We start from the raw sequence: 18,830 nt of genomic DNA on the forward strand, positions 1-18,830 counted from the left end.
GTATCGCGCGTGTCACCTGATGCGCGTACAAGGGGCTGCGCGTGACGATGCCCATGCGTGGAAACGGGAGGGCCACCGGGGGGAATTCCGCTGCGGGACCTTATCAGATGGGTCCAGACATTTTTGTGGCTAACATTTGCACGCCTGTAGCGTTCGCATCTGAAGCCAGTCATCCGCCCACGCCTAGCTTACTAGTGAGCCAAATGATAATGCGCGGTCAACCACTGGGCTGCCAAGGTGCCCAGACATCCTGCCGCGCTGCCGATGACCAGCGCTAGCCAGTTAATCCATAGCCACTTCACGAATTGCTTCCACCGTGTAGGCCGTGGTTGCAAAGGAGCGATTCCAGCGGCATTGGCGATGGCTGTTAGACCCTCAATGTTCTTCGCTTTGAGCAGCTCATCTTTGCTTGTCGAATTGCCCTCAAGTTTCAGGCCCTTCGAATCTTCAAATTCAAACATCGCCACGAGTCATCCCCTCTTCTTAAGGGAGCGAATAAACTCCTGAACCAGCCCAGCGGCGCAAGATAATCGGCCAGGCGTGGAGGTTGTCGCTCGATGCTGTTCTAGATGCTGGTTGTCACGGGCAGTGAAGCCATCTACTCGAAGCGCCCGGATGGGGGTGGTGACATCTACGAAAGCAGATGAGCTGACATTAACCTTCTCGCAATCCACCATGTCGATACCACGGTCTGTGCCCTCAAATGTGCTTTCTTCAAAGCTCATGTTGCGGCAGCCAACCATGACTACTCCAGTGGTCTTTCGCATATCACTCCCCGTTCTGTGCCAAGCAATAATGCCATAAACACTGACGAGCGCAGCGTGGTAACATCCGTGGTAACTTCAAAAAACCGGCCACATCAACACACTGTCCAGTAAGGCTTTGCGGGCTGAGATTCGATTCCTAGAGTCCGGCCCTGGGCACCAACGAATTCGAAAGACCGCTGTTTCCGTATTTCCTCGAACCCCGCCAGCGCATGCTGCTCGCGGGGTTTGTCGTTTCTGGGCCGCCTGAAAACCTCAACGGACTCAAACGGCGTGAGTGCGAACATCGCCCCTCACGCCATTCGAGACATCTTTACTGCCCCACCACCCGCGCGCCACCGTGCACAGCCGCGCGCCGGCGCTTGAACACATACCCGCCCCACATCACCACGAGCCACGCCGGCACCAACCACACCGACACCGACAGACCCGGCGTCATCGCCAGAATCACTAGGATCAGCGCCATGAACGCGAGGCAGATCCAGTTGCTGACCGGGAACCAGAACGACTTGAACACGAGCGTCTCGCCGGCCGCGACCATCGCCTTGCGCGACTTCAGATGCGTCAGGCTGATCAGCGCCCAGTTCAGCACCAGCGCCGCCACCACCAGCGCCATCAGCAAGCCGAGCGCTTCGGCCGGAATCAGGTAGTTGACGATCACGCACGTAAACGTGGCGAGCGCCGACAACCCGATCGCCATATACGGCACGCCGCGCCGGTCGACCTTCATCAGCGCGCGCGGCGCATTGCCCTGCTCCGCGAGGCCGTACAGCATGCGGCTATTCGCATACACGCCGCTGTTGTACACCGACAGCGCCGCGGTCAACACCACCACGTTAAGGACGTTCGCGGTCAGCGTCGAACCGATCTGCGAGAAGATCATCACGAACGGACTACCGCCGGCCGCCACTTCATTCCACGGGTACAACGACAGCAGCACCGCCAGCGAGCAGATGTAGAAAATCAGAATCCGGTAGATCACCTGATTCACGGCCTTCGGAATGCTCTTCTGCGGCTCGTCGGCTTCCGCCGCCGTAATGCCGATCAGCTCCAGCCCGCCGAACGAAAACATGATGACCGCGAGCATCATGAAGAGGCCATGAAACCCATGCGGGAAAAAGCCGCCGTGGGACCAGAGGTTGGAGATCGAGGCCTGCGGGCCGCCGTGGCCGCTGATCAACAGATAGCCGCCGAACACGATCATGCCGATCACCGCCACGACCTTGATGATCGCGAACCAGAACTCGGTTTCGCCGTAGGCTTTGACGTTGGCGAGATTGATCGCGTTGATCAAGGCGAAACACACCAGCGCCGACACCCACGTCGGCACGCCGGGCCACCAGTAATGCACATAGGTGCCGACGGCGGTCAGCTCGGCCATGCTCACGAGCACATACAGCACCCAGTAGTTCCAGCCGGACAGAAAGCCGGGAAAGTCGCCCCAATATTTGTACGCGAAGTGGCTGAACGAACCGGCCACCGGCTCCTGCGCCACCATTTCGCCCAACTGCCGCATGATCATGAAGGCGATGATGCCGCCGATCGCGTAGCCGAGAATCATCGACGGCCCGGCTGCCTGCAACACGCTGGCGGAGCCGAGAAACAAGCCGGTGCCGATCGCGCCGCCCAGCGCGATCAGTTGGATATGGCGATTCTTGAGCCCGCGCTTCAGGCCGTCTTGCTGCTGTGCACTATTCAACATTGCGCCCCAGTGTATGGATATCGATCACCTGATCGGACTTATGGTCCGGTCCGGCAGAACCTGAAATTTTACCGTGGCCGATAAAGCCTAAATACTGGGAGCAACCCGCGCTTGGTTCTGCGCCGCACTTAACGGCGCGGATAGTGATTGTCACTGGCGCAGGGCTTCTGTATGTTGCCCTAGTCGAGCTTTTCAGCTTTCGGAGATTCAACATGTCGCCCAAACGTTTGCTTTGCGCCGCTGCTTTGTGTCTCTGCTTCACGGGCGCCGCCGCGCTCGCTCAAACCACCGCGCCCGCCGCGGCACCGGCGCCTGCGCCCACCGTGGCGCCGAGCATGGCGCCCGCTGCCGAGCCGGCCGACGAGCCGGGCATGGAGGCGAGCGCGCCCGAAGCGCCGGCTCCGGCACCCGTGGCGCCCGCCGCACCGCCCGCCAAGGCCGCCGCCGCGGCGCCCCCCACCGCGCCCATGACCGGGCCAGTGCGCAACGTCGTGCTGGTGCACGGCGCGTTCGTCGACGGCTCGAGCTGGAACGGCGTGGTCGCCAAATTGCAGCAGAAGGGCTATCACGTGAGCTCCGTGCAGAATCCGCTCACCTCCCTCGCCGACGATGTTGCCGCGACCCGCCGCGTCCTCGCGCGTCAGAACGGGCCGACCATACTGGTGGGACACTCGTGGGGCGGCGTCGTGATCACCGAGGCGGGCGCGAACGCGCCGAACGTCGCCGGTCTCGTCTATATCGCGGCGATCGCACCGGACCTGCACGAGTCGACCATGGATCTGATGAAGCGCGCCATGGCGCCCGCGGGCGCCAGCATCATGAAAGATTCGAGCGGCTTCCTCTGGCTCGACCGCACGAAATACCACGCGGACTTCGCCGCGGACGTCCCTGAGAATCTGACGCGCGTACTGGCCACCGCCCAGGTGCCGATCGCCGCGACAGCATTCGATGAAACGGTCAGCCAGGTCGCGTGGAAGGAAAAGCCGTCGTGGTACGTGCTCACGACGCGCGACCGGGCAGTGTCGCCGGACGTGGAAAAATTCATGGCCGACCGGATGGGCGCCAAGATCGTGCCGATGGCGTCGAGCCACCTGGCACCCGTGTCGCACGCGGGCGCGATTGCCGACGTGATCGATCGCGCGGCGCGCGAATTGAGCCGGCAGCAGTAGTCCCGTTCAGGCGTATGCGCGAATACCATCGCGCATACGCCGGTCGAAACGAACCAACCCCAACGCGTTTCAGCGCAGATTCGTGGTCGCCAGTTCGACGACCTCGTCACCGCGGCCGTTCAGCACGGCCCGCAGCATGTACAGGCTGAAGCCCTTGGCCTGCGCCCACTGGATTTTCGGCGGCATTGCGAGTTCGTGCTTCGCGGTCACCACGTCGATCACCGCCGGGCCCGGATGCGCGAATGCTTCGCGCAATGCCGGCTCGATGTTCTCGGACAGCTCGATTCGGACACCGTAGATTCCCGCGCCGCGCGCGATCGCCGAGAAGTCGGTCGTGGCCAGATCGGTGCCGGCCTCGAGATAGCCGCCCGCCTTCATCTCCATCGCGACGAAGCCGAGCGTGCTGTTGTTGAACACCACGACCTTGATCGGCAGATTGAGCTGACGCGCGGTGAGCAGATCGCCGAGCAGCATCGACAGGCCGCCGTCGCCCGATAGCGAAATCACCTGGCGGCCCGGCTCGGCTGCCTGCGCGCCCAAGGCCTGCGGCATCGCATTGGCCATCGAGCCGTGATTGAACGAGCCGTGCAGCGTGCGCTTGCCGTTCATGGTCAGATAACGCGCGGCCCAGAGCGTCGGCGTGCCGACGTCGACGGAGAACACCGCGTCTTCGTTGGCGACCTTGTCGACGATGCTGGTGAGGTATTGCGGATGAATGGCGCGCCCCGGATCGGACGGCCGCGCGAGGTCGTCGAGGTCCTTGCGCGCGCTCGCATAGTGCTTGCGCGCATTCTCGAGAAAGCGCCGGTCGGTCTTGCGCTTGAGCTTCGGCATCAGCGCCTGCAAGGTCGCCTTCACATCGCCAACCAGACCGAGCTTCAACGGCGCGCGCTTGCCCAGCGCGGAGCCGCGCCGGTCGATTTGCACCACGTTGCCATGCGACGGATAGAAGTTGCGATACGGGAAATCGGTGCCGAGCATCACGAGCGTGTCGCACGACATCATCGCGTGGTAGCCGGAGCTGAAGCCGATCAGCCCGGTCATGCCGACGTCGAACGGGTTGTCCCACTCCACGTATTGTTTGCCGCGCAGCGCATGCACGGTCGGCGCGCCGAGCTGATCGGCGAAGGCAACCACTTCATCGTGCGAACCGGCGCAGCCGCTGCCGCACAGCAGCGTCACGCCGCCCGCCTGGTTGAGCAGATCGGCGAGCCGGTCGAGATCCGCCTCGGACGGCACCACCGTCGAGCGTTCCAACGTGCCGGCCCATGCTGGCGTTTCCTCGGGGGCATCGCCCAGCGCGACATCGCCCGGCAGCACGATCACGGCAACGCCGCGTTCTTCGATCGCGGTGCGCATGGCGCGCGCCAGCACGCGCGGAAACTGCGACGGGTTCGTCACCAGTTCGACGTAGTGACTGCACTCCTTGAACAGCTCTTGCGGATGGGTTTCCTGAAAGTAGCCGAGCCCGATCTCCGACGACGGAATGTGCGCCGCAATCGCGAGCACAGGCTGATGATTGCGATGGCAGTCGTACAGGCCGTTGATCAGGTGCAGATTGCCGGGACCGCAACTGCCCGCGCAGACGGCGAGCTTGCCGGTCGCGGCGGCATCGGCGCCGGCGGCGAAGGCGGCCACTTCTTCGTGGCGCGTGTGCATCCAGCGAATCGAACCGAGGCGCTGCAAGCTATCCGACAGGCCGTTCAGGCTGTCGCCCGTCACGCCCCAGATTCGCTCGATGTCTGCCGCCGCCAGTGTTTTGGCCAGATAATCCGCGATAGTCTGCTTACCCATGCTGTACTCCGCTCAGTGAGAAAGACGCTGCCTCCGGAATGCAGGAGAGTAACGCTTCCTCACGAAACGTGCCGTCACGGTGCCGCTGTAAGCGTGGTGAAATGGCCGCGCCTGGGAGGACAGCCAGTTGTCGCGCGATCAGCGCAGCATGAACGACATCGCCGACAGGCAATTCAGCATGCGCACCACATGTTCCGCCGACGCCGCGCTAAAGCGCAGCGTGACCGCATCGACGCGCGTGAGCGTCGGCCATTGGCAGAACAGATCGGCGAGCGCGCTGGTTTGCACGCGCAGTTCGCATTCCACTGGCTTCGCTTCGGCGCGTGTGGATTCTCGTGCGTGTCCTTTGGCGAGATGCTGCTGGACCACTTCACGCGCGGCGGCTTCGATAGCGGCGCGCGCGCTTGCCGGCGATTGCGTGACGCCGCTCGCGTGCCCCGTCGCGCTCTTGGTGACGACAAACCGCGCGCCAGGAAAACGCGGCGCGGTTTCTTCGGCGAAGACGTCATCGCCGGATAAAAGCGCGACCTGTGCGCCATATTCTTCCGCCAGCGCGCCATAGACGCCCGCCTCGCCGACCTCGACACCGTTCAGCGAAACGCGAGCGAAGGCAAAGCTGTTGATGGTGTGCGCGAGGATGCCGCGCGTTTGCGACATCGCGTGATAGCCGATCATGAAGACCAGCGCCGCGCCGTATTCGAGCCCGGCCATCATGCCGAGCGTGCGCGGCTTGCCGAGCACCACCTGGGCGCGCGCGTCGAGCAGGTCGGGCAGCAGATTGCGAAAGCCACCGTGAGAGTCATTGACCCACACGTGCGTTGCGCCGCCGGCGAATGCGCCTTCGATTGCGGCGTTGGCTTCGAGCGTCATCCAGCGGCGTGCCGCTTCGTATTCGCCGTTGCCCGCGCGCGTTTGTTCAGGATGAAACACACCGGCGATGCCTTCGATGTCGGTGGAAATGAGGACTTTCATCAGGGAGTGGGCTTGAGTAGTTGGGCGAGATCGGGGACTGAGTCACGCAGCGATAGCCGCCGGTGACCGTCGCGCCCGGTGACGGACGCAGCGCTCCACAACGCATCGAGAATCGCCTGCTCAACGCTGTCCGCACACGCGCGAAAGAGCAGGTCCAGACGCTCGTCGGCGAGCAATGGCGGGAGCGTGATGAAGTCGGCACCGTGCGGCACGGTATAGGCCGTCGAAAACGCGAGTGCGATATCGCCGCTGCCGTGGCCGTACACCGAGCCGGTGCGCGCAAGACCCGCTGCCGCACGCAATGAGAGACGCTTGAGCTGGCGCGCCTCGAGCGGCGCGTCGGTGGCGACGATCATGATGATCGAGCCTTGCTCCGGCTTCGTTGCCGCCGCCGTCGCCGCTTTGGCCGCGCGTTCGGCCAGCACACGGCCGAGCGGCGTGCCGTCGACGGTCAGCATCGGCAGGCGGCCGAAGTTCGCCAGCACGAGTGCGCCGACGGTATAGCAACGGTTCGCTATGCTCACCACACGCGACGCATTGCCGATGCCGCCTTTCAGATCGAAGCACGACATGCCCCGGCCCGCGCCGACCGATCCACTCACGACATCCGCGCTGGCCGCTGCATACGCATCGTCGAAATGCTGCGCGGTGACGGCGAGTGCCTGGATATCGTTCAGATACCCGTCATTGCATTCGAACACCAAGGGATTGACCGTCGACCACTCGCGCCCGATCTGCGGATTCGCGCGAATGGCCGCACGAATCTGCGCCTGCGCGACGGCGGCAACGCCGAATGTGTTGGTCAACGCGACCGGCGTTTCCAGCGTGCCGAGTTCCTCAACTTGCACGAGCCCAATGCTTTTGCCGAACCCGTTGATCACCGACGACGCCGCCGGCACCTTGTCGAGAAACGAATCGCCGTCGTGCGGACGAATCACGGTCACGCCGGTTTGCACGGCACCCTGATCGAGCGTGCAATGACCAACCGTCACGCCCGGCACATCGGCAATCGTGCCGAGCGGACCCGCCGGCAACGTACCGATATGCGGCGCGTTCTGAACCCAAGTCGAATTCATGGCCGGTCGAGCTTCGGATCGAGCGCATCGCGCAAACCGTCGCCGAGCAGGTTGAACGCCAGCACGGTCAGGAAAATCGCCAGGCTCGGAAACAGCGCGATATGCGGCGCGGTGACCATGTCGGCGCGCGCTTCGTTGAGCATCGCGCCCCACTCCGGCGTCGGCGGCTGCGCGCCGAGCCCGAGAAACGACAAACTTGCGGCGGTGATGATCGAAGTGCCGATACGCATCGTGAAGTACACCACCACCGAGGAAATCGTCCCCGGCAGAATGTGCCGCACGATGATCGTCCAATCCGACGCGCCGATGCTGCGCGCCGCCTCGATATACGTGAGCTGCTTGAGCATCAGGGTATTGCCGCGCACGAGCCGCGCGAACGCCGGAATGCTGAAGATCGCGACCGCGCAGATCACGTTGATCATGCCGTTGCCGAGAATTGCCACCACGCCGATGGCCAGCAGAATGCCGGGAAAGGCGAACAGCACATCGGCGACGCGCATCGTGATGCGATCCCACCAGCCTTCGTAGTAGCCGGCCAGCAGGCCGAAGAACGTGCCGATCACCGCGCCGATCGCAACGGACAGAAAGCCCGCTTCGAGCGAAATGCGCGAACCCGCCAGAATGCGGCTGAAAATATCGCGGCCCAGCGAATCCACGCCGAACCAGTGCGCGGCGGACGGCCCTGCATTCAACGCGTCGTAGTCGAAGAAATTCTCCGGATCGTACGGCACGATATGCGGCGCAATGATCGCGACCGCAATCAACAGCAGCACGAAGATGCCGGCGCCGAGCGCCACGTGCTGCTTACGGAATTTGCGCCAGAACTCGCTCCACGGCGTGCGGATCGCGCGTTCTGCTTTGGCGGCTTGCGCCGCGGTCGGCTCGGTGGCGGTCGTGCTCATGCGGGCCTCACTTGAAACGGATGGTCGGGTTGATCACGGCGTACAGCACGTCCACGACCAGATTGATGATGATGAATTCCAGCGAGAACAACAGCACTTCGGCCTGAATCACCGGATAGTCGCGCATCGATACCGCGTCCACCAGCAGGCGCCCGAGGCCCGGCCAGTTGAACACCACTTCGACCACGATCGAGCCGCCCAGCAGAAAGCCGAATTGCAGGCCCATCATCGTGATCACGGGAATCATCGCGTTGCGCAGGCAGTGTTTGACGATCACGAGACGTTCGGGCACGCCCTTGGCGCGCGCGGTGCGCACGAAATCTTCGTTCATCACTTCGACGAACGACGCGCGGGTGAAGCGTGCCATCACCGCCGCGACGGCCGCGCCAAGCGTGAGCGACGGCAGCACGTAGCTCTGCCACGAGCCATCGCCGACAATAGGCAGCCAGCCGAGCTTCACCGAAAAAATCTCCATCAGCAGCATGCCGAGCGCGAATGCGGGAAATGAAATGCCCGACACCGCGAGCGTCATGCCGAGCCGGTCGGGCCAGCGGTTGCGCCACACGGCCGAGACGATGCCGATGCCCATGCCCAGCACGACCGCCCACACCATGCTGGCGAGCGTGAGCAGCAGCGTGGGCATGAAGCGCTCGCCGATTTCCTGGCTGACCGGACGCTTGCTGCGCGTCGAGATGCCGAAGTCGCCGTGCGCGATCTTCACGAAGAAGCTGGCGAATTGCTGCGGCATCGGCTTGTTCAGGCCGAGGTCGGCACGCACCAGCGCGACGGTCGCCTCGTCCGCATCCGGACCGGCGGCGAGCCGCGCCGGATCGCCCGGCAACAGATGCACGAACAGGAACACCAGCACGGCGACGATGAAGAGCGTCGGCAGCAGGCCAAAGAGACGTTTGACGAGGAAGTTCAGCATGACATCCAATCCGGCAATGATGCGGGCAACGAAAGATCTTGTGCGGCGCGTAATGGTGCAAAGCAGCGCCCGTGCGGCACGGCGTGCCAATGAAACGACACGCCGGCGCGCACGGTCAGCTCATTACTTGATCGCGATCTCGTCGAAATTGAACGAACCGTCCGGCGCCACATAGGCACCCGACAGACGCTTGCTGCGCGCGTACACGACCTTCTCCTTGACGAGGAAGATCCACGGCGCGTCGGCCCAGATGCGCTTTTGCGCGTCGGTGTAGAGCTCGGCCTTCTTCGTGCGGTCGGTGGTTTCGAGCGCTTGCTTCAGGTCGCTGTCGACGGTGTCGTTCTTGTAATACGCGGTATTGACCATCTTCGGCGGGAACGAGACCGACGCGAGCAGCGGCGTGATCGCCCAATCCGCTTCACCCGTCGACGACGACCAGCCCGCGTAGTACATGCGCACCGGTGCCGTTGAGGCGTCCTGCGCGCTTTCCACCTTGGCGACGCGCTGACCCGCCTCGAGCGCTTCGACCTGCGCCTTGATGCCCACTTGCGCGAGCTGCTGCTGCACGAACTGAATCACCTTCTGCGCGGTCGAGTAGTTATACGCGGACCACAGCGTGGTTTCAAAACCGTTCGGATAGCCCGCTTCCTTCAGCAAGGCGCGCGCTTTCGCCGGATCGTACGGCCACGGGCCCTGCTTCACCGCGTAGTCGACGCCTTGCGGCACCACGCCGTCGGCCGGCGTCGCATAACCGGCGAACACGACCTTGGTGAGCGCGTCCTTGTTGACCGCATAGTTCAGCGCTTCACGCACCTTCGGATTGTCGAACGGCTTCTGGTTCACGTTCAGGCTGATGTAGCGCTGAATGATCGACGGCGACGCGATCAGATCGACCTTCGGGCTCGACTGCAATTGCGCGGCCTGTTCGAACGGCACCTGGAACGCGAAATCCGCTTCGCCGGTGCGCATCAATGCGGCGCGCGTGTTGTTGTCGACCACCGGCTTCCAGTCGATCGCATCGACCTTCGGGTAGCCCTTCTTCCAGTAGCCCGCGAACTTCTTCACCGTCAGATCGCCCGCCGGATCCCACTTCACCAGTTCGAACGGACCCGTGCCGACCGGATGGAACGCGATGTCCTTGCCGTACTTCTTCAGCGCGTCCGGCGAAATCATCACCGCCGACGGATGCGCCAGCACGTTGACGAATGCCGAGAACGGCGCCTTCAGCGTGATCTTCACCGTGTACGGATCGACCACTTCGGTCTTCTCGATGCGGTTGAACATGTTGTAGCGCTTGAGCTTGTTCGCCGGATCGGTGACGCGGTCGAAGTTCGCTTTCACCGCGGCGGCGTTGAAGTCGGTGCCGTCCTGGAACTTCACGCCGTGGCGCAGCTTGAACGTGTAGACCTTCGCATCCGGGCTGGCTTCGTAGCTATCGGCCAGCACGTTGACCAGCTTCATGTCCTTATCGAACCCGAACAGCCCTTGATAGAACGACTTGGCGACGGCTTGCGAGAGCGTGTCGTTGGCATCGTACGGATCGAGCGTCGTGAAGGTGGAGGCGACGGCCATCACGGCCGTGGTGTCGGCATGCGCCGTATTGCCCGCGAGCATCGCGAACACTACCGCGCCGCCGCTGATCAGCGCGCGCAAACGAAACGGAGAAGACGGGACCAGCAGGTTCATGAGGTTGGCTCCAGGCTGCGAAATGAAAACAGGATGTGATGCTGCGAGAAGAAGCGTGTTGCTTTAGGTTTTTAGTACGCGCCGCCCACACGATGCTGGGCGACGAAATGATCCGGTCCGACCGCAACGAGCGGCGCCACGACGGGTTCATCGTGTAGCGCACGGATCGGGCTCGGAATCTCGTCCGCGGCGAGCATGCGTTTCGCGTGACGGCGCGCCGGATCGGCGACCGGCACCGCGCCCATCAGCTTGCGTGTGTAGGGATGCTGTGGCGCTTCGAACACCGCGCGGCGCGGGCCGATTTCGACGATCTGGCCGAGGTACATCACCGCGACCCGATGACTGACGCGTTCGACCACGGCCATATCGTGCGAAATGAACAGATACGCGACGCCGAGTTCACGCTGCAAATCGAGCATCAGATTGACGATCTGCGCTTGCACGGAGACGTCGAGTGCGGACACGGATTCGTCGGCGATCACGACTTTGGGGTTCAACGCCAGTGCCCGCGCAATCGCGATGCGTTGCCGTTGACCGCCGGAGAATTCGTGCGGATAGCGTCGCGCGGCTTCGGGCGGCAGGCCGACTTTTTCGAGCAGCCACGCCACGCGCGCCTGCGCTTGCGCACCCTGCGCGACGCCGTGCACGAGCAGCGGCTCCATGATCGAGAAGCCGACGGTCAAGCGCGGATTCAGCGAGGCGAACGGGTCCTGGAAAATAAACTGGATATCTCGGCGCAGCGCCTGCAACGCGGGGCCGGTCAGCGAACTGATTTCCTTGCCGTTGAATTCGATCGACCCGCTTTGACTTTCGACGAGACGCAGCAACGAGCGGCCCGTGGTCGATTTGCCGCAACCCGACTCGCCGACCAGCGCGAGCGTTTCGCCGGGCCGCAAATCGAAGCTGACTTTTTCCACCGCATGCACGCGGCCCGTCAGGCGGCCGAAAAATCCGCTCTTGACCGGAAAGCGCGTGACCAGATCGCGAACCCGCAGAATCGGCGGCGTAGTTTCGTGGACCAGCGGCTGCGTTTCCGCGGCGACGGCGGCAGCGGGACGCACGGCCTGATCGGTGCCGCTCAGGCTCGCCTGCTCGACGGTCAGGATCGGAAACTTGGCCGGCTGATCCGTGCCCTGCATCGCACCGAGACGCGGCACCGCGGCGAGCAACGCCTTCGTATAAGGATGCGACGGCGTGGCGAACAACGCGTCGGACGCGCCCTCTTCCACCTTCTCGCCGCGATACATCACGAGCACGCGATCGGCCACTTCGGCGACTACGCCCATGTCGTGCGTGATGAAGATCACGCCCATGTTCATCTCGTCCTGCAAGCCGCGAATCAATTGCAGGATCTGCGCCTGGATCGTCACGTCGAGCGCGGTGGTCGGTTCGTCGGCGATCAGCAGCGCCGGCTTGCACGACAGCGCCATCGCGATCATCACGCGCTGGCGCATGCCGCCCGACAGTTGATGCGGAAAACGCGCCGCCACGCGCCGCGCTTCCGGAATGCGCACGAGTTCGAGCAGGCGCAGCGTCTCGGCGTGCGCGGCGGAGCGGCTCTTGCCCTGATGCAAGGCGATGGCCTCGCTGATCTGATCGCCCACCGTGAAGACCGGATTGAGTGATGTCATCGGCTCCTGAAAGATCATCGCGATGTCGGCGCCGCGAATCGAACGCATCGTGCCGGACGACGCTTTCGCGAGGTCGAGCACGCTGCCGTCGCGGCGCCGGAAAGCGATGCTGCCGCCGGCAAGGCGCCCACCGCCATGCTCGATCAGCCGCATCAACGCGAGTGAAGTGACCGATTTGCCCGAACCCGATTCGCCGACGATCGCCAGCGTCTCGCCACGCTCGACTGTCAGCGAGAGATTGCGCACCGCGTTGAAGGTGGTGTCGCCGCTGCGGAATGCGACCGACAGATCGTCGACCGCGAGCACGCGTTGCGGCGGCAAGGTTTCGATAAGCGGACGGGCGGTGTGCGATGAGGTCGGCACGGTGGTTCCTTTGAATTCGAACGCGGCTAACGGGGGTTCATGCTGTAAGCGGCCAGACTGACTAGCGGTAAATCGCCGTCACCGGCGCTTCGCCGAGCCGCGCAAAACCGCGATACATGCCTTCGGTATTGAACGGCAGCGTGACATTGCCGCGCGCATCGACGGCAATCAGGCCGCCGCGTCCGTCGATCTTCGGCAGGCGGTTCATCACCACGTCGTCGGCTGCTTCCTGCAACGACACATTGCGGTAAGCCATTTGCGCGGCGACATCGTAGGCCGCGACCATGCGCATGAACATTTCACCCGAGCCGGTGGTCGAGACCGCGCAGGTCGCGTCGTCCGCATAGCAGCCCGCGCCGATTAGCGGCGTATCGCCGACCCGGCCGGCCTGCTTGTTGGTGACGCCGCCCGTCGATGTCGCTGCCGCCACGTGTCCGTGCTGATCGAGCGCGACGGCGCCGACGGTGCCGAACTTGCGGTTCGGATCGATCGGTTCGTGCGGCGTCGGATCGTCGTCACTGGGAGACGGCGCGGCGGCGAGCGTGGCGCCGTCGTGATCGAGCATGGCGCGCTGTTGCCCGCGCGCGATCAGCCATTGGCGATGGCGCGCTTCGGTATGGAAATACTCGGGCTCGGCGAATTCGAGTCCTTGCGCGGCGGCGAACGCTTCCGCGCCTTCGCCGGTGAACAGCACATGCTCGCTGCGTTCGAGCACGCGGCGCGCCGCCAGAATCGGATTGCGCACGCGCTTTACGCAGCAGATCGCGCCGGCGTCGAGCGTGCTGCCGTCCATGATCGCCGCGTCGAGTTCGTGCGTGCCGGCCGCGGTGTAGACCGCGCCGCGGCCCGCGTTGAAGAGCGGGCAGTCTTCGAGCAGGCGTACGGCTTCGCTGACGGCGTCGAGCGCGCTGCCGCCGTCGGCGAGCACGCGCTGGCCGGCGCTCAGCACCGCGTGCAACGCGGCGTGGTAGTCGGCTTCGGCGCTGGCCGACATCGACGAGCGCAGGATCGTCCCTGCCCCGCCATGAATGGCAATGACTGCGTTGGAGTTCATCGTTTGGCTTTCGTAGTGCGAGGAGTGCGGGAAGTTCGGGTGGTTCGGGTCGCGCCGCGCGCGGGCCGCGCGCTCGTGCCGGCAGCCTCGGCTTGCGGGTCGACGAGCCACGGCAGCAGGAATTCGCTGACTTCGGCGGCGGCCTTCACCGAGCGTTTGGCCCGATACGCCACCGCGTCGCACAGCGCCTCGATCACGGCGAGCACGGCCGAATCGGCATTCGCCGCGAGCCGCCGGTCGGCGCGGACGTAGAGCGAGATGTCGGCGAACTGCGCGAGCGGCGAACGCGGACTGTCGGTAAGCGCGAGCACGCGAGCGCCACGGCCCGCCGCACGATGCGCGAGCTCGATCGTGTCTTCGACGTAACGCGGAAAAGCGATACCGATGACGAGGTCGCCCTCGTTGGAAGCAAACAGACGCCGCGCGGCGTGCGACGGTCCGCCCATTAGCGCGAGCGACTGCACGTTGTCGTGATACGGCATCAGGCCGTGTTCCATCAGACCCGCGAGAAACGCGCTGGCGCCGAAGCCGAGCACAAACACGCGGCGCGCGGCGATGATCGCTTCGACGGCGGCTTCGGCCGCGGCGCTGTCGATCGCCGTGCGGGTGGCGTGCAGATTGTTGGCGGCCTGTTCGAGCGATGCGTCGACCACATCGTCGCCGGCTGCGAGCGACTCCTGCGCACTGCGCAAGCGCTCGACCGGTGCGAGCGTCGCCTCGAAGCCGCGGACCAGCGCCTCACGAAACTGCGGATAGCCGTCGAAACCGAGCGCGCGCGCAAAGCGATTCGCCGTCGCCACCGACGCACCGACCACGCTGGCCAGCTCGTCGATCCGCATGGTCGCCGCGCGAAACAGATTGGCCAGCACGTAGTCGCCCATGCGCCGATGAATCGGCGTGAGGGTCGGCATGGCCGCGGCGATACGCGCGGCGATGGCCTGCTCGGCGGAATCGGAAGCAACGGACGGTTGATGAATCATGCGAGGGCGCGGTGCTTGGGGGCGTAATGAAAATGAATGAAAGTATATTTACACGGAAATCTCGCAGAAAAAAATTCATTTTCATTTTCGAGGGTTTTCACCGACGACCCGCGTACAAACTACGCATCCCAATCGCTCACCGGCGCGGCTTCGTGAAAATCTGTTTTCAGCAAGCCGCGGCGCTTTGCTCCGGAATGCGCGCAAGCCGCGCCGCCGGCGACATGACGATGATCAGCGCCTGCACGAGGAAGGCGGCCGCAGCAGCGACCAGACACGCGTCCATGCCCCAGCGCGCGCTGATTGCGGCACCGAGCAATGCACCGAGCGGCCGCGCACCGTAGGTAGCGGTGCTGTTGAGCGCGGAGACGCGCCCCATCATCCGTTCGGGCGTGATGGCCTGGCGCAGCGTGGTCGAGCCGACCACCCACAGAATCGGTCCGGCGCCGAGCAGGAAGAAGCTCAGCGTCGCCAGCCAGAACGACGGCGCAACGAGTGTCGCCACCATCACGAGCGACGCGAGCAGTCCGCACGACGGCCCGATGATCAGCACACGGCCGAATGCGAGGCGTCGCGCGATGGCGGACGCGGCGAGCGCGCCGCACACCATGCCGACACCGTAGGCGCCGAGCGTCACGCCGACCGCCGACGCGCTCAGACCCAGCCGATGCACCGCGTACGGCACATATACCGCTTGCAGCACGAAGAAGCCGAGGTTGAAGAACACCGCGGTCGCGAGCATCGGACGCAGCAGCGCATCGCGCAGCACGAAACGCGTACCGTCGCGCAGTTCCAGCATGAAGTGACGCTGCGGAGCGGCCGCGCGCGGCGGCTCGCGCAAGCCCGCCAGCAACGCGACGGCCAACCCCGACAGCGCGGCCGCGCAGCCATACGCCCAACCCGCGCCGATCCAGCCGACCAGCAGTCCGCCGAGCGCCGGCCCCGCGGAATACGCCACGCTGCGCGCAAGTTCCAGCCGGCCGTTCGCGCTGGCGTAGGCTTCGCGCGGCACGAGCGCGGGCACCAGAGAAGGCGCCGCGACGTTGTAGGCCACCGTGCCGGTCGCGGCGATGAAGCCGAGCGCGGCGAGCAGCGGCAAGCTCAACGCATGGGTCATCACGAGCAGCAGCACGCACAGCATGGCGATCACGCGCACGCTTTCAGCGAGCGTCATCAACGTGCGGCGCGAGCGACGGTCGGCCCAGACGCCGAGCGGTATCGACAGCAACAGGAACGGCAGCGTCTGCGCGGCTTGCAGCAGACCCGTGTCGCGCGCGTCGGCGCCGAGTGCGAAGACCGCGACGAGCGGCGCCGCGGCGAGGCTGATCTGCTCGGCGGATTGCGCGACCAGGTTCGACCACGCGAGCCGCTGAAAGGCGGCCGGCAGTCGGTGTACGGATAACGCGGAGGATGGGACGTGCATCAATGAGCTCCTGCGACGGGACATGGAAGCGTTCATCGTGGTCCGGCTCGGGCCGTGAGGCGCTCCGCTTCTTGCGGTGTTATTCTTCGCTCGCCATGAATCTCGAAAGCATTCTCTTCACTCAAGGTTTCGGCTCGCGCCGCCAATGCCGCGCGCTGATCGCCGACGCGCGCGTGAGCATCGGCGGCGCTGTCTGCACCGATGCCGACGCCGATTTCCCCACCGGCGACACTACCTTCTCCTTCTGCGTGGACGGCGTCGTCTGGCCGTATCGCGAGCAGGCCTATTTGCTGCTGAACAAGCCGGCGGGCTACGAGTGTTCGCGCGATCCGCAGCATCATCTGAGCGTGTTCAGTCTGTTGCCGCCGCAGTTCGCCGAGCGCGGCGTGCAATGCGTGGGCCGGCTCGATCAGGACACGACCGGCCTGCTGCTGCTCTCCGACGACGGCAAGTTCGTGCACCTGTTCACGTCGCCGAAACGCAAAGTGCCGAAGGTGTATGTCGCGACCACGCGTCATCCGATCGACGACGCGCAATTGAGCGCGCTGCGCGACGGCGTGCTGCTGCACGGCGAGCCCAAACCGATTGCAGCCGTCGACGCAAAGGCACGCGGCGATCACGCGCTCGCGCTCACCGTGATGGAAGGCAAGTATCACCAGGTCAAGCGGATGATCGCCGCAGCCGGCAACCGCTGCGAGGCGCTGCATCGCGAGCGGATCGGCGGACTTGCTTTGCCCGAAACGCTTGCGCCAGGCGCGTGGCAATGGCTCGATGAAACCGACCTCGGATCTCTACGGAGCGGGTAAACCGGTAGCGCCCATTTAAGCTCTTGATGCAGCAGGAAATCGCATGCGCGGCTGCGCACATAGCGCGCGCGGCGCCTGCTCGCGCGCTGCGTCGCAGCATGATCTTCCTTACACCTCGCCCTATACTCGTTTAAACAATGACTACAAAGGGTTCAGGGAGGGGCGCCATGATCATCCAAAACGGTTTCCAGATTCCGGCGGTGATGATTGCTTTTCTGTGCCTTGGACTGGTCGTGATCGGCGGCTTGCTGGTCATGATGCGGCTGCGGCACAAATATCATCCGAACCTGATCGGCGCATTGATCGGCGCGATGCTGTGTTTCCTGCTGCTGGAAGCATTGCCCGCGCTGACGTAGGCCTCGCGACGCCGCGCCGCGCCGCTGCAGTGGAGCGCGGCGCGGGTCGGATTTTTTCCGGGCGGTGCCTGGAGAGATGGCTTTTTGCCGCGCTTTTTTGTGGGTTTTTGCGGTGTGTGGGAAGGTTGAAGCGACGCTCTTCAACCTTCCCTTTCAGACCTTCACGCCTTCACGCCTTCACGCCTTCACGCCTTCACGCCTTCACGCAGAAAATCTTCGACGCTCGGATACCGCAAGCGCACGCGCAATTCCTCTTTGAGACGCCGATTCACCAGCCGCCTCGATTCACGCATGAAAGACAGCAAGGTCGGCTCGATCTGCGACTCTGCTTCGGCTCGCGTAATGCGTGGCGCACGCGCGAGGCCGAACGCATCGGCGACTTCGTCGAAGTACTCGCCCATTTTTAGCGACGTGTCGTCGGACGCGTGGACCACGCGCCCCGGCCGCCCATGTGTGGCGAGGCGCACGAGGATCGCAGCCAGGTCGTCGGCGTGAATGTGATTGGTGTAGACGTCGTCGGCATCGATCAAGGCCGGCGTACGTTTTTCGAGCCGCGCGAGCGGCAGGCGGTTGCCCGCATAGATGCCCGGAATCCGCGCGATGCTCGCCGCGACGCTGCCGCGCGCGGTCGCGCGCCGCAATTGCCGTTCGGCCGAGACACGGCGCTTGGCGCGCGGATTGGCTGCTTGCGTCACGCGGGTCTCGTCGATCCACGCGCCGCCGCAGTCGCCGTAGACGCCCGTCGTGCTCGCGTACACGAGTCGCACCGGTGCGCGCGAACCGGCGGTCCGGCGCACCCCGTCGGGTACAATATTGGCTGTTCCAGATTCCGCCCACGAGGCACGAAGTTGGCGCAACCGCCCCACCGGCGAAACGGCAGGCGCCACAGCGGCCCGCGCTGAATCGCGGCGCGCGCCCAGCGTAGCGAGCAAGGCGCGGGTACGGCGGTCGTCGTCGCCGGTTTTCTGCGGTGGCGCGAGATGCAGCACCGTCGGCGCGAGGCCCGCGAGTCTTTTCAGGCTGCGGCGCACATCCAGATCGCCGACCAGCGGCGTCACGCCCGCCGCGCGCAATTCGGCGCAGCGCCCGGCGTGACTGGTCAGCGCGAAGACATGCGCGCGTGGCCGCAACAAGGGCACGCAGCGCATGCCGACATCGCCGCAACCTACGATTAACACGCGCGGCCGGCGGAAGTTTCGTGTCGCTTTCATAGTGGACGCATTGTAG

Annotated in this window: 17 protein-coding genes; 3 read left to right on the top strand and 14 right to left on the bottom strand. The window is 64.5% G+C overall.

What is annotated here, in order from left to right; all coding sequences use genetic code 11:
- Positions 1-191 precede the first annotated feature (191 nt).
- The 3 genes from P0D96_RS26625 to P0D96_RS26635 form a co-directional block, all read right to left on the bottom strand.
- Complete coding sequence (locus P0D96_RS26625; protein WP_408316326.1) at positions 192-467, bottom strand: hypothetical protein; 276 nt, start codon at positions 465-467, stop codon at positions 192-194.
- A 3-nt stretch (positions 468-470) separates the two neighbouring features.
- Entirely contained in the window at positions 471-767 is a 297-nt protein-coding gene (locus P0D96_RS26630; RefSeq protein WP_408316328.1) for a hypothetical protein, read from the bottom strand.
- Between the two features lie 310 nt (positions 768-1,077).
- A complete protein-coding gene (locus P0D96_RS26635) occupies positions 1,078-2,463 on the bottom strand; it encodes an amino acid permease (RefSeq protein ID WP_408316421.1) in 1,386 nt (461 codons plus the stop codon).
- 215 nt (positions 2,464-2,678) lie between these two features.
- On the opposite strand from P0D96_RS26635, the gene P0D96_RS26640 reads away from it, so the two are divergent.
- Positions 2,679-3,635 carry an alpha/beta fold hydrolase gene (locus P0D96_RS26640; protein ID WP_408316330.1) on the top strand — a complete coding sequence of 319 codons (957 nt, stop codon included), beginning with the start codon at positions 2,679-2,681 and terminating at the stop codon, positions 3,633-3,635.
- Between the two features lie 69 nt (positions 3,636-3,704).
- Here P0D96_RS26640 and poxB read toward each other — a convergent pair whose 3' ends face one another.
- The 10 genes from poxB to P0D96_RS26690 all read right to left on the bottom strand — a co-directional run bounded on the left by poxB (position 3,705) and on the right by P0D96_RS26690 (position 16,441).
- Complete coding sequence (gene poxB, locus P0D96_RS26645; protein WP_408316332.1) at positions 3,705-5,429, bottom strand: ubiquinone-dependent pyruvate dehydrogenase; 1,725 nt, start codon at positions 5,427-5,429, stop codon at positions 3,705-3,707.
- Between the two features lie 138 nt (positions 5,430-5,567).
- Positions 5,568-6,401 carry a M55 family metallopeptidase gene (locus P0D96_RS26650; protein ID WP_408316334.1) on the bottom strand — a complete coding sequence of 278 codons (834 nt, stop codon included), beginning with the start codon at positions 6,399-6,401 and terminating at the stop codon, positions 5,568-5,570.
- Positions 6,401-7,477: a DmpA family aminopeptidase gene (locus P0D96_RS26655; protein ID WP_408316336.1), complete on the bottom strand. Its 1,077-nt coding sequence runs from the start codon at positions 7,475-7,477 to the stop codon at positions 6,401-6,403. Before P0D96_RS26655 ends, P0D96_RS26650 begins: the two co-directional genes overlap by 1 nt.
- Complete coding sequence (gsiD, locus tag P0D96_RS26660) at positions 7,474-8,379, bottom strand: glutathione ABC transporter permease GsiD (protein ID WP_408179777.1); 906 nt, start codon at positions 8,377-8,379, stop codon at positions 7,474-7,476. The genes P0D96_RS26655 and gsiD overlap by 4 nt, the downstream gene beginning before the upstream one ends.
- A gap of 7 nt (positions 8,380-8,386) precedes the next feature.
- Positions 8,387-9,307, bottom strand: coding sequence for a glutathione ABC transporter permease GsiC (gsiC, locus tag P0D96_RS26665; RefSeq protein WP_132373411.1), 921 nt, complete (start codon positions 9,305-9,307; stop codon positions 8,387-8,389).
- A 123-nt stretch (positions 9,308-9,430) separates the two neighbouring features.
- Positions 9,431-10,993 (bottom strand): glutathione ABC transporter substrate-binding protein GsiB, encoded by a 1,563-nt coding sequence (gene gsiB / locus P0D96_RS26670; protein ID WP_408179778.1) that lies wholly within the window; start codon positions 10,991-10,993, stop codon positions 9,431-9,433.
- 71 nt (positions 10,994-11,064) lie between these two features.
- Entirely contained in the window at positions 11,065-12,987 is a 1,923-nt protein-coding gene (locus P0D96_RS26675) for a dipeptide ABC transporter ATP-binding protein (protein ID WP_408316338.1), read from the bottom strand.
- Between the two features lie 61 nt (positions 12,988-13,048).
- Positions 13,049-14,041 carry an isoaspartyl peptidase/L-asparaginase family protein gene (locus tag P0D96_RS26680; RefSeq protein WP_408316340.1) on the bottom strand — a complete coding sequence of 331 codons (993 nt, stop codon included), beginning with the start codon at positions 14,039-14,041 and terminating at the stop codon, positions 13,049-13,051.
- The gene (locus P0D96_RS26685) at positions 14,038-15,021 is read right to left on the bottom strand and encodes a MurR/RpiR family transcriptional regulator (protein WP_132373407.1); all 984 of its coding nucleotides are present in this window, start codon (positions 15,019-15,021) and stop codon (positions 14,038-14,040) included. Before P0D96_RS26685 ends, P0D96_RS26680 begins: the two co-directional genes overlap by 4 nt.
- Positions 15,022-15,187: 166 nt before the next feature.
- Positions 15,188-16,441: an MFS transporter gene (locus tag P0D96_RS26690; RefSeq protein WP_408316342.1), complete on the bottom strand. Its 1,254-nt coding sequence runs from the start codon at positions 16,439-16,441 to the stop codon at positions 15,188-15,190.
- Between the two features lie 95 nt (positions 16,442-16,536).
- On the opposite strand from P0D96_RS26690, the gene P0D96_RS26695 reads away from it, so the two are divergent.
- Together P0D96_RS26695 and P0D96_RS26700 are read left to right on the top strand one after the other, a co-directional pair.
- A complete protein-coding gene (locus P0D96_RS26695) occupies positions 16,537-17,247 on the top strand; it encodes a pseudouridine synthase (RefSeq protein WP_408286831.1) in 711 nt (236 codons plus the stop codon).
- Positions 17,248-17,414: 167 nt separating this feature from the next.
- Positions 17,415-17,603, top strand: a complete 189-nt coding sequence (locus P0D96_RS26700) for a hypothetical protein (RefSeq protein ID WP_132373404.1) — start codon at positions 17,415-17,417, stop codon at positions 17,601-17,603.
- A gap of 185 nt (positions 17,604-17,788) precedes the next feature.
- On the opposite strand, the gene P0D96_RS26705 is transcribed toward P0D96_RS26700, so the two are convergent.
- On the bottom strand, positions 17,789-18,814 hold the full coding sequence (locus P0D96_RS26705; protein WP_408179784.1) for a Rossmann-fold NAD(P)-binding domain-containing protein: 1,026 nt from the start codon (positions 18,812-18,814) through the stop codon (positions 17,789-17,791).
- Between the last annotated feature and the right edge of the window lie 16 nt (positions 18,815-18,830).

Origin of the sequence: Paraburkholderia sp. RL17-347-BIC-D, assembly GCF_046027915.1 — a bacterium.
Lineage (GTDB): Bacteria > Pseudomonadota > Gammaproteobacteria > Burkholderiales > Burkholderiaceae > Paraburkholderia.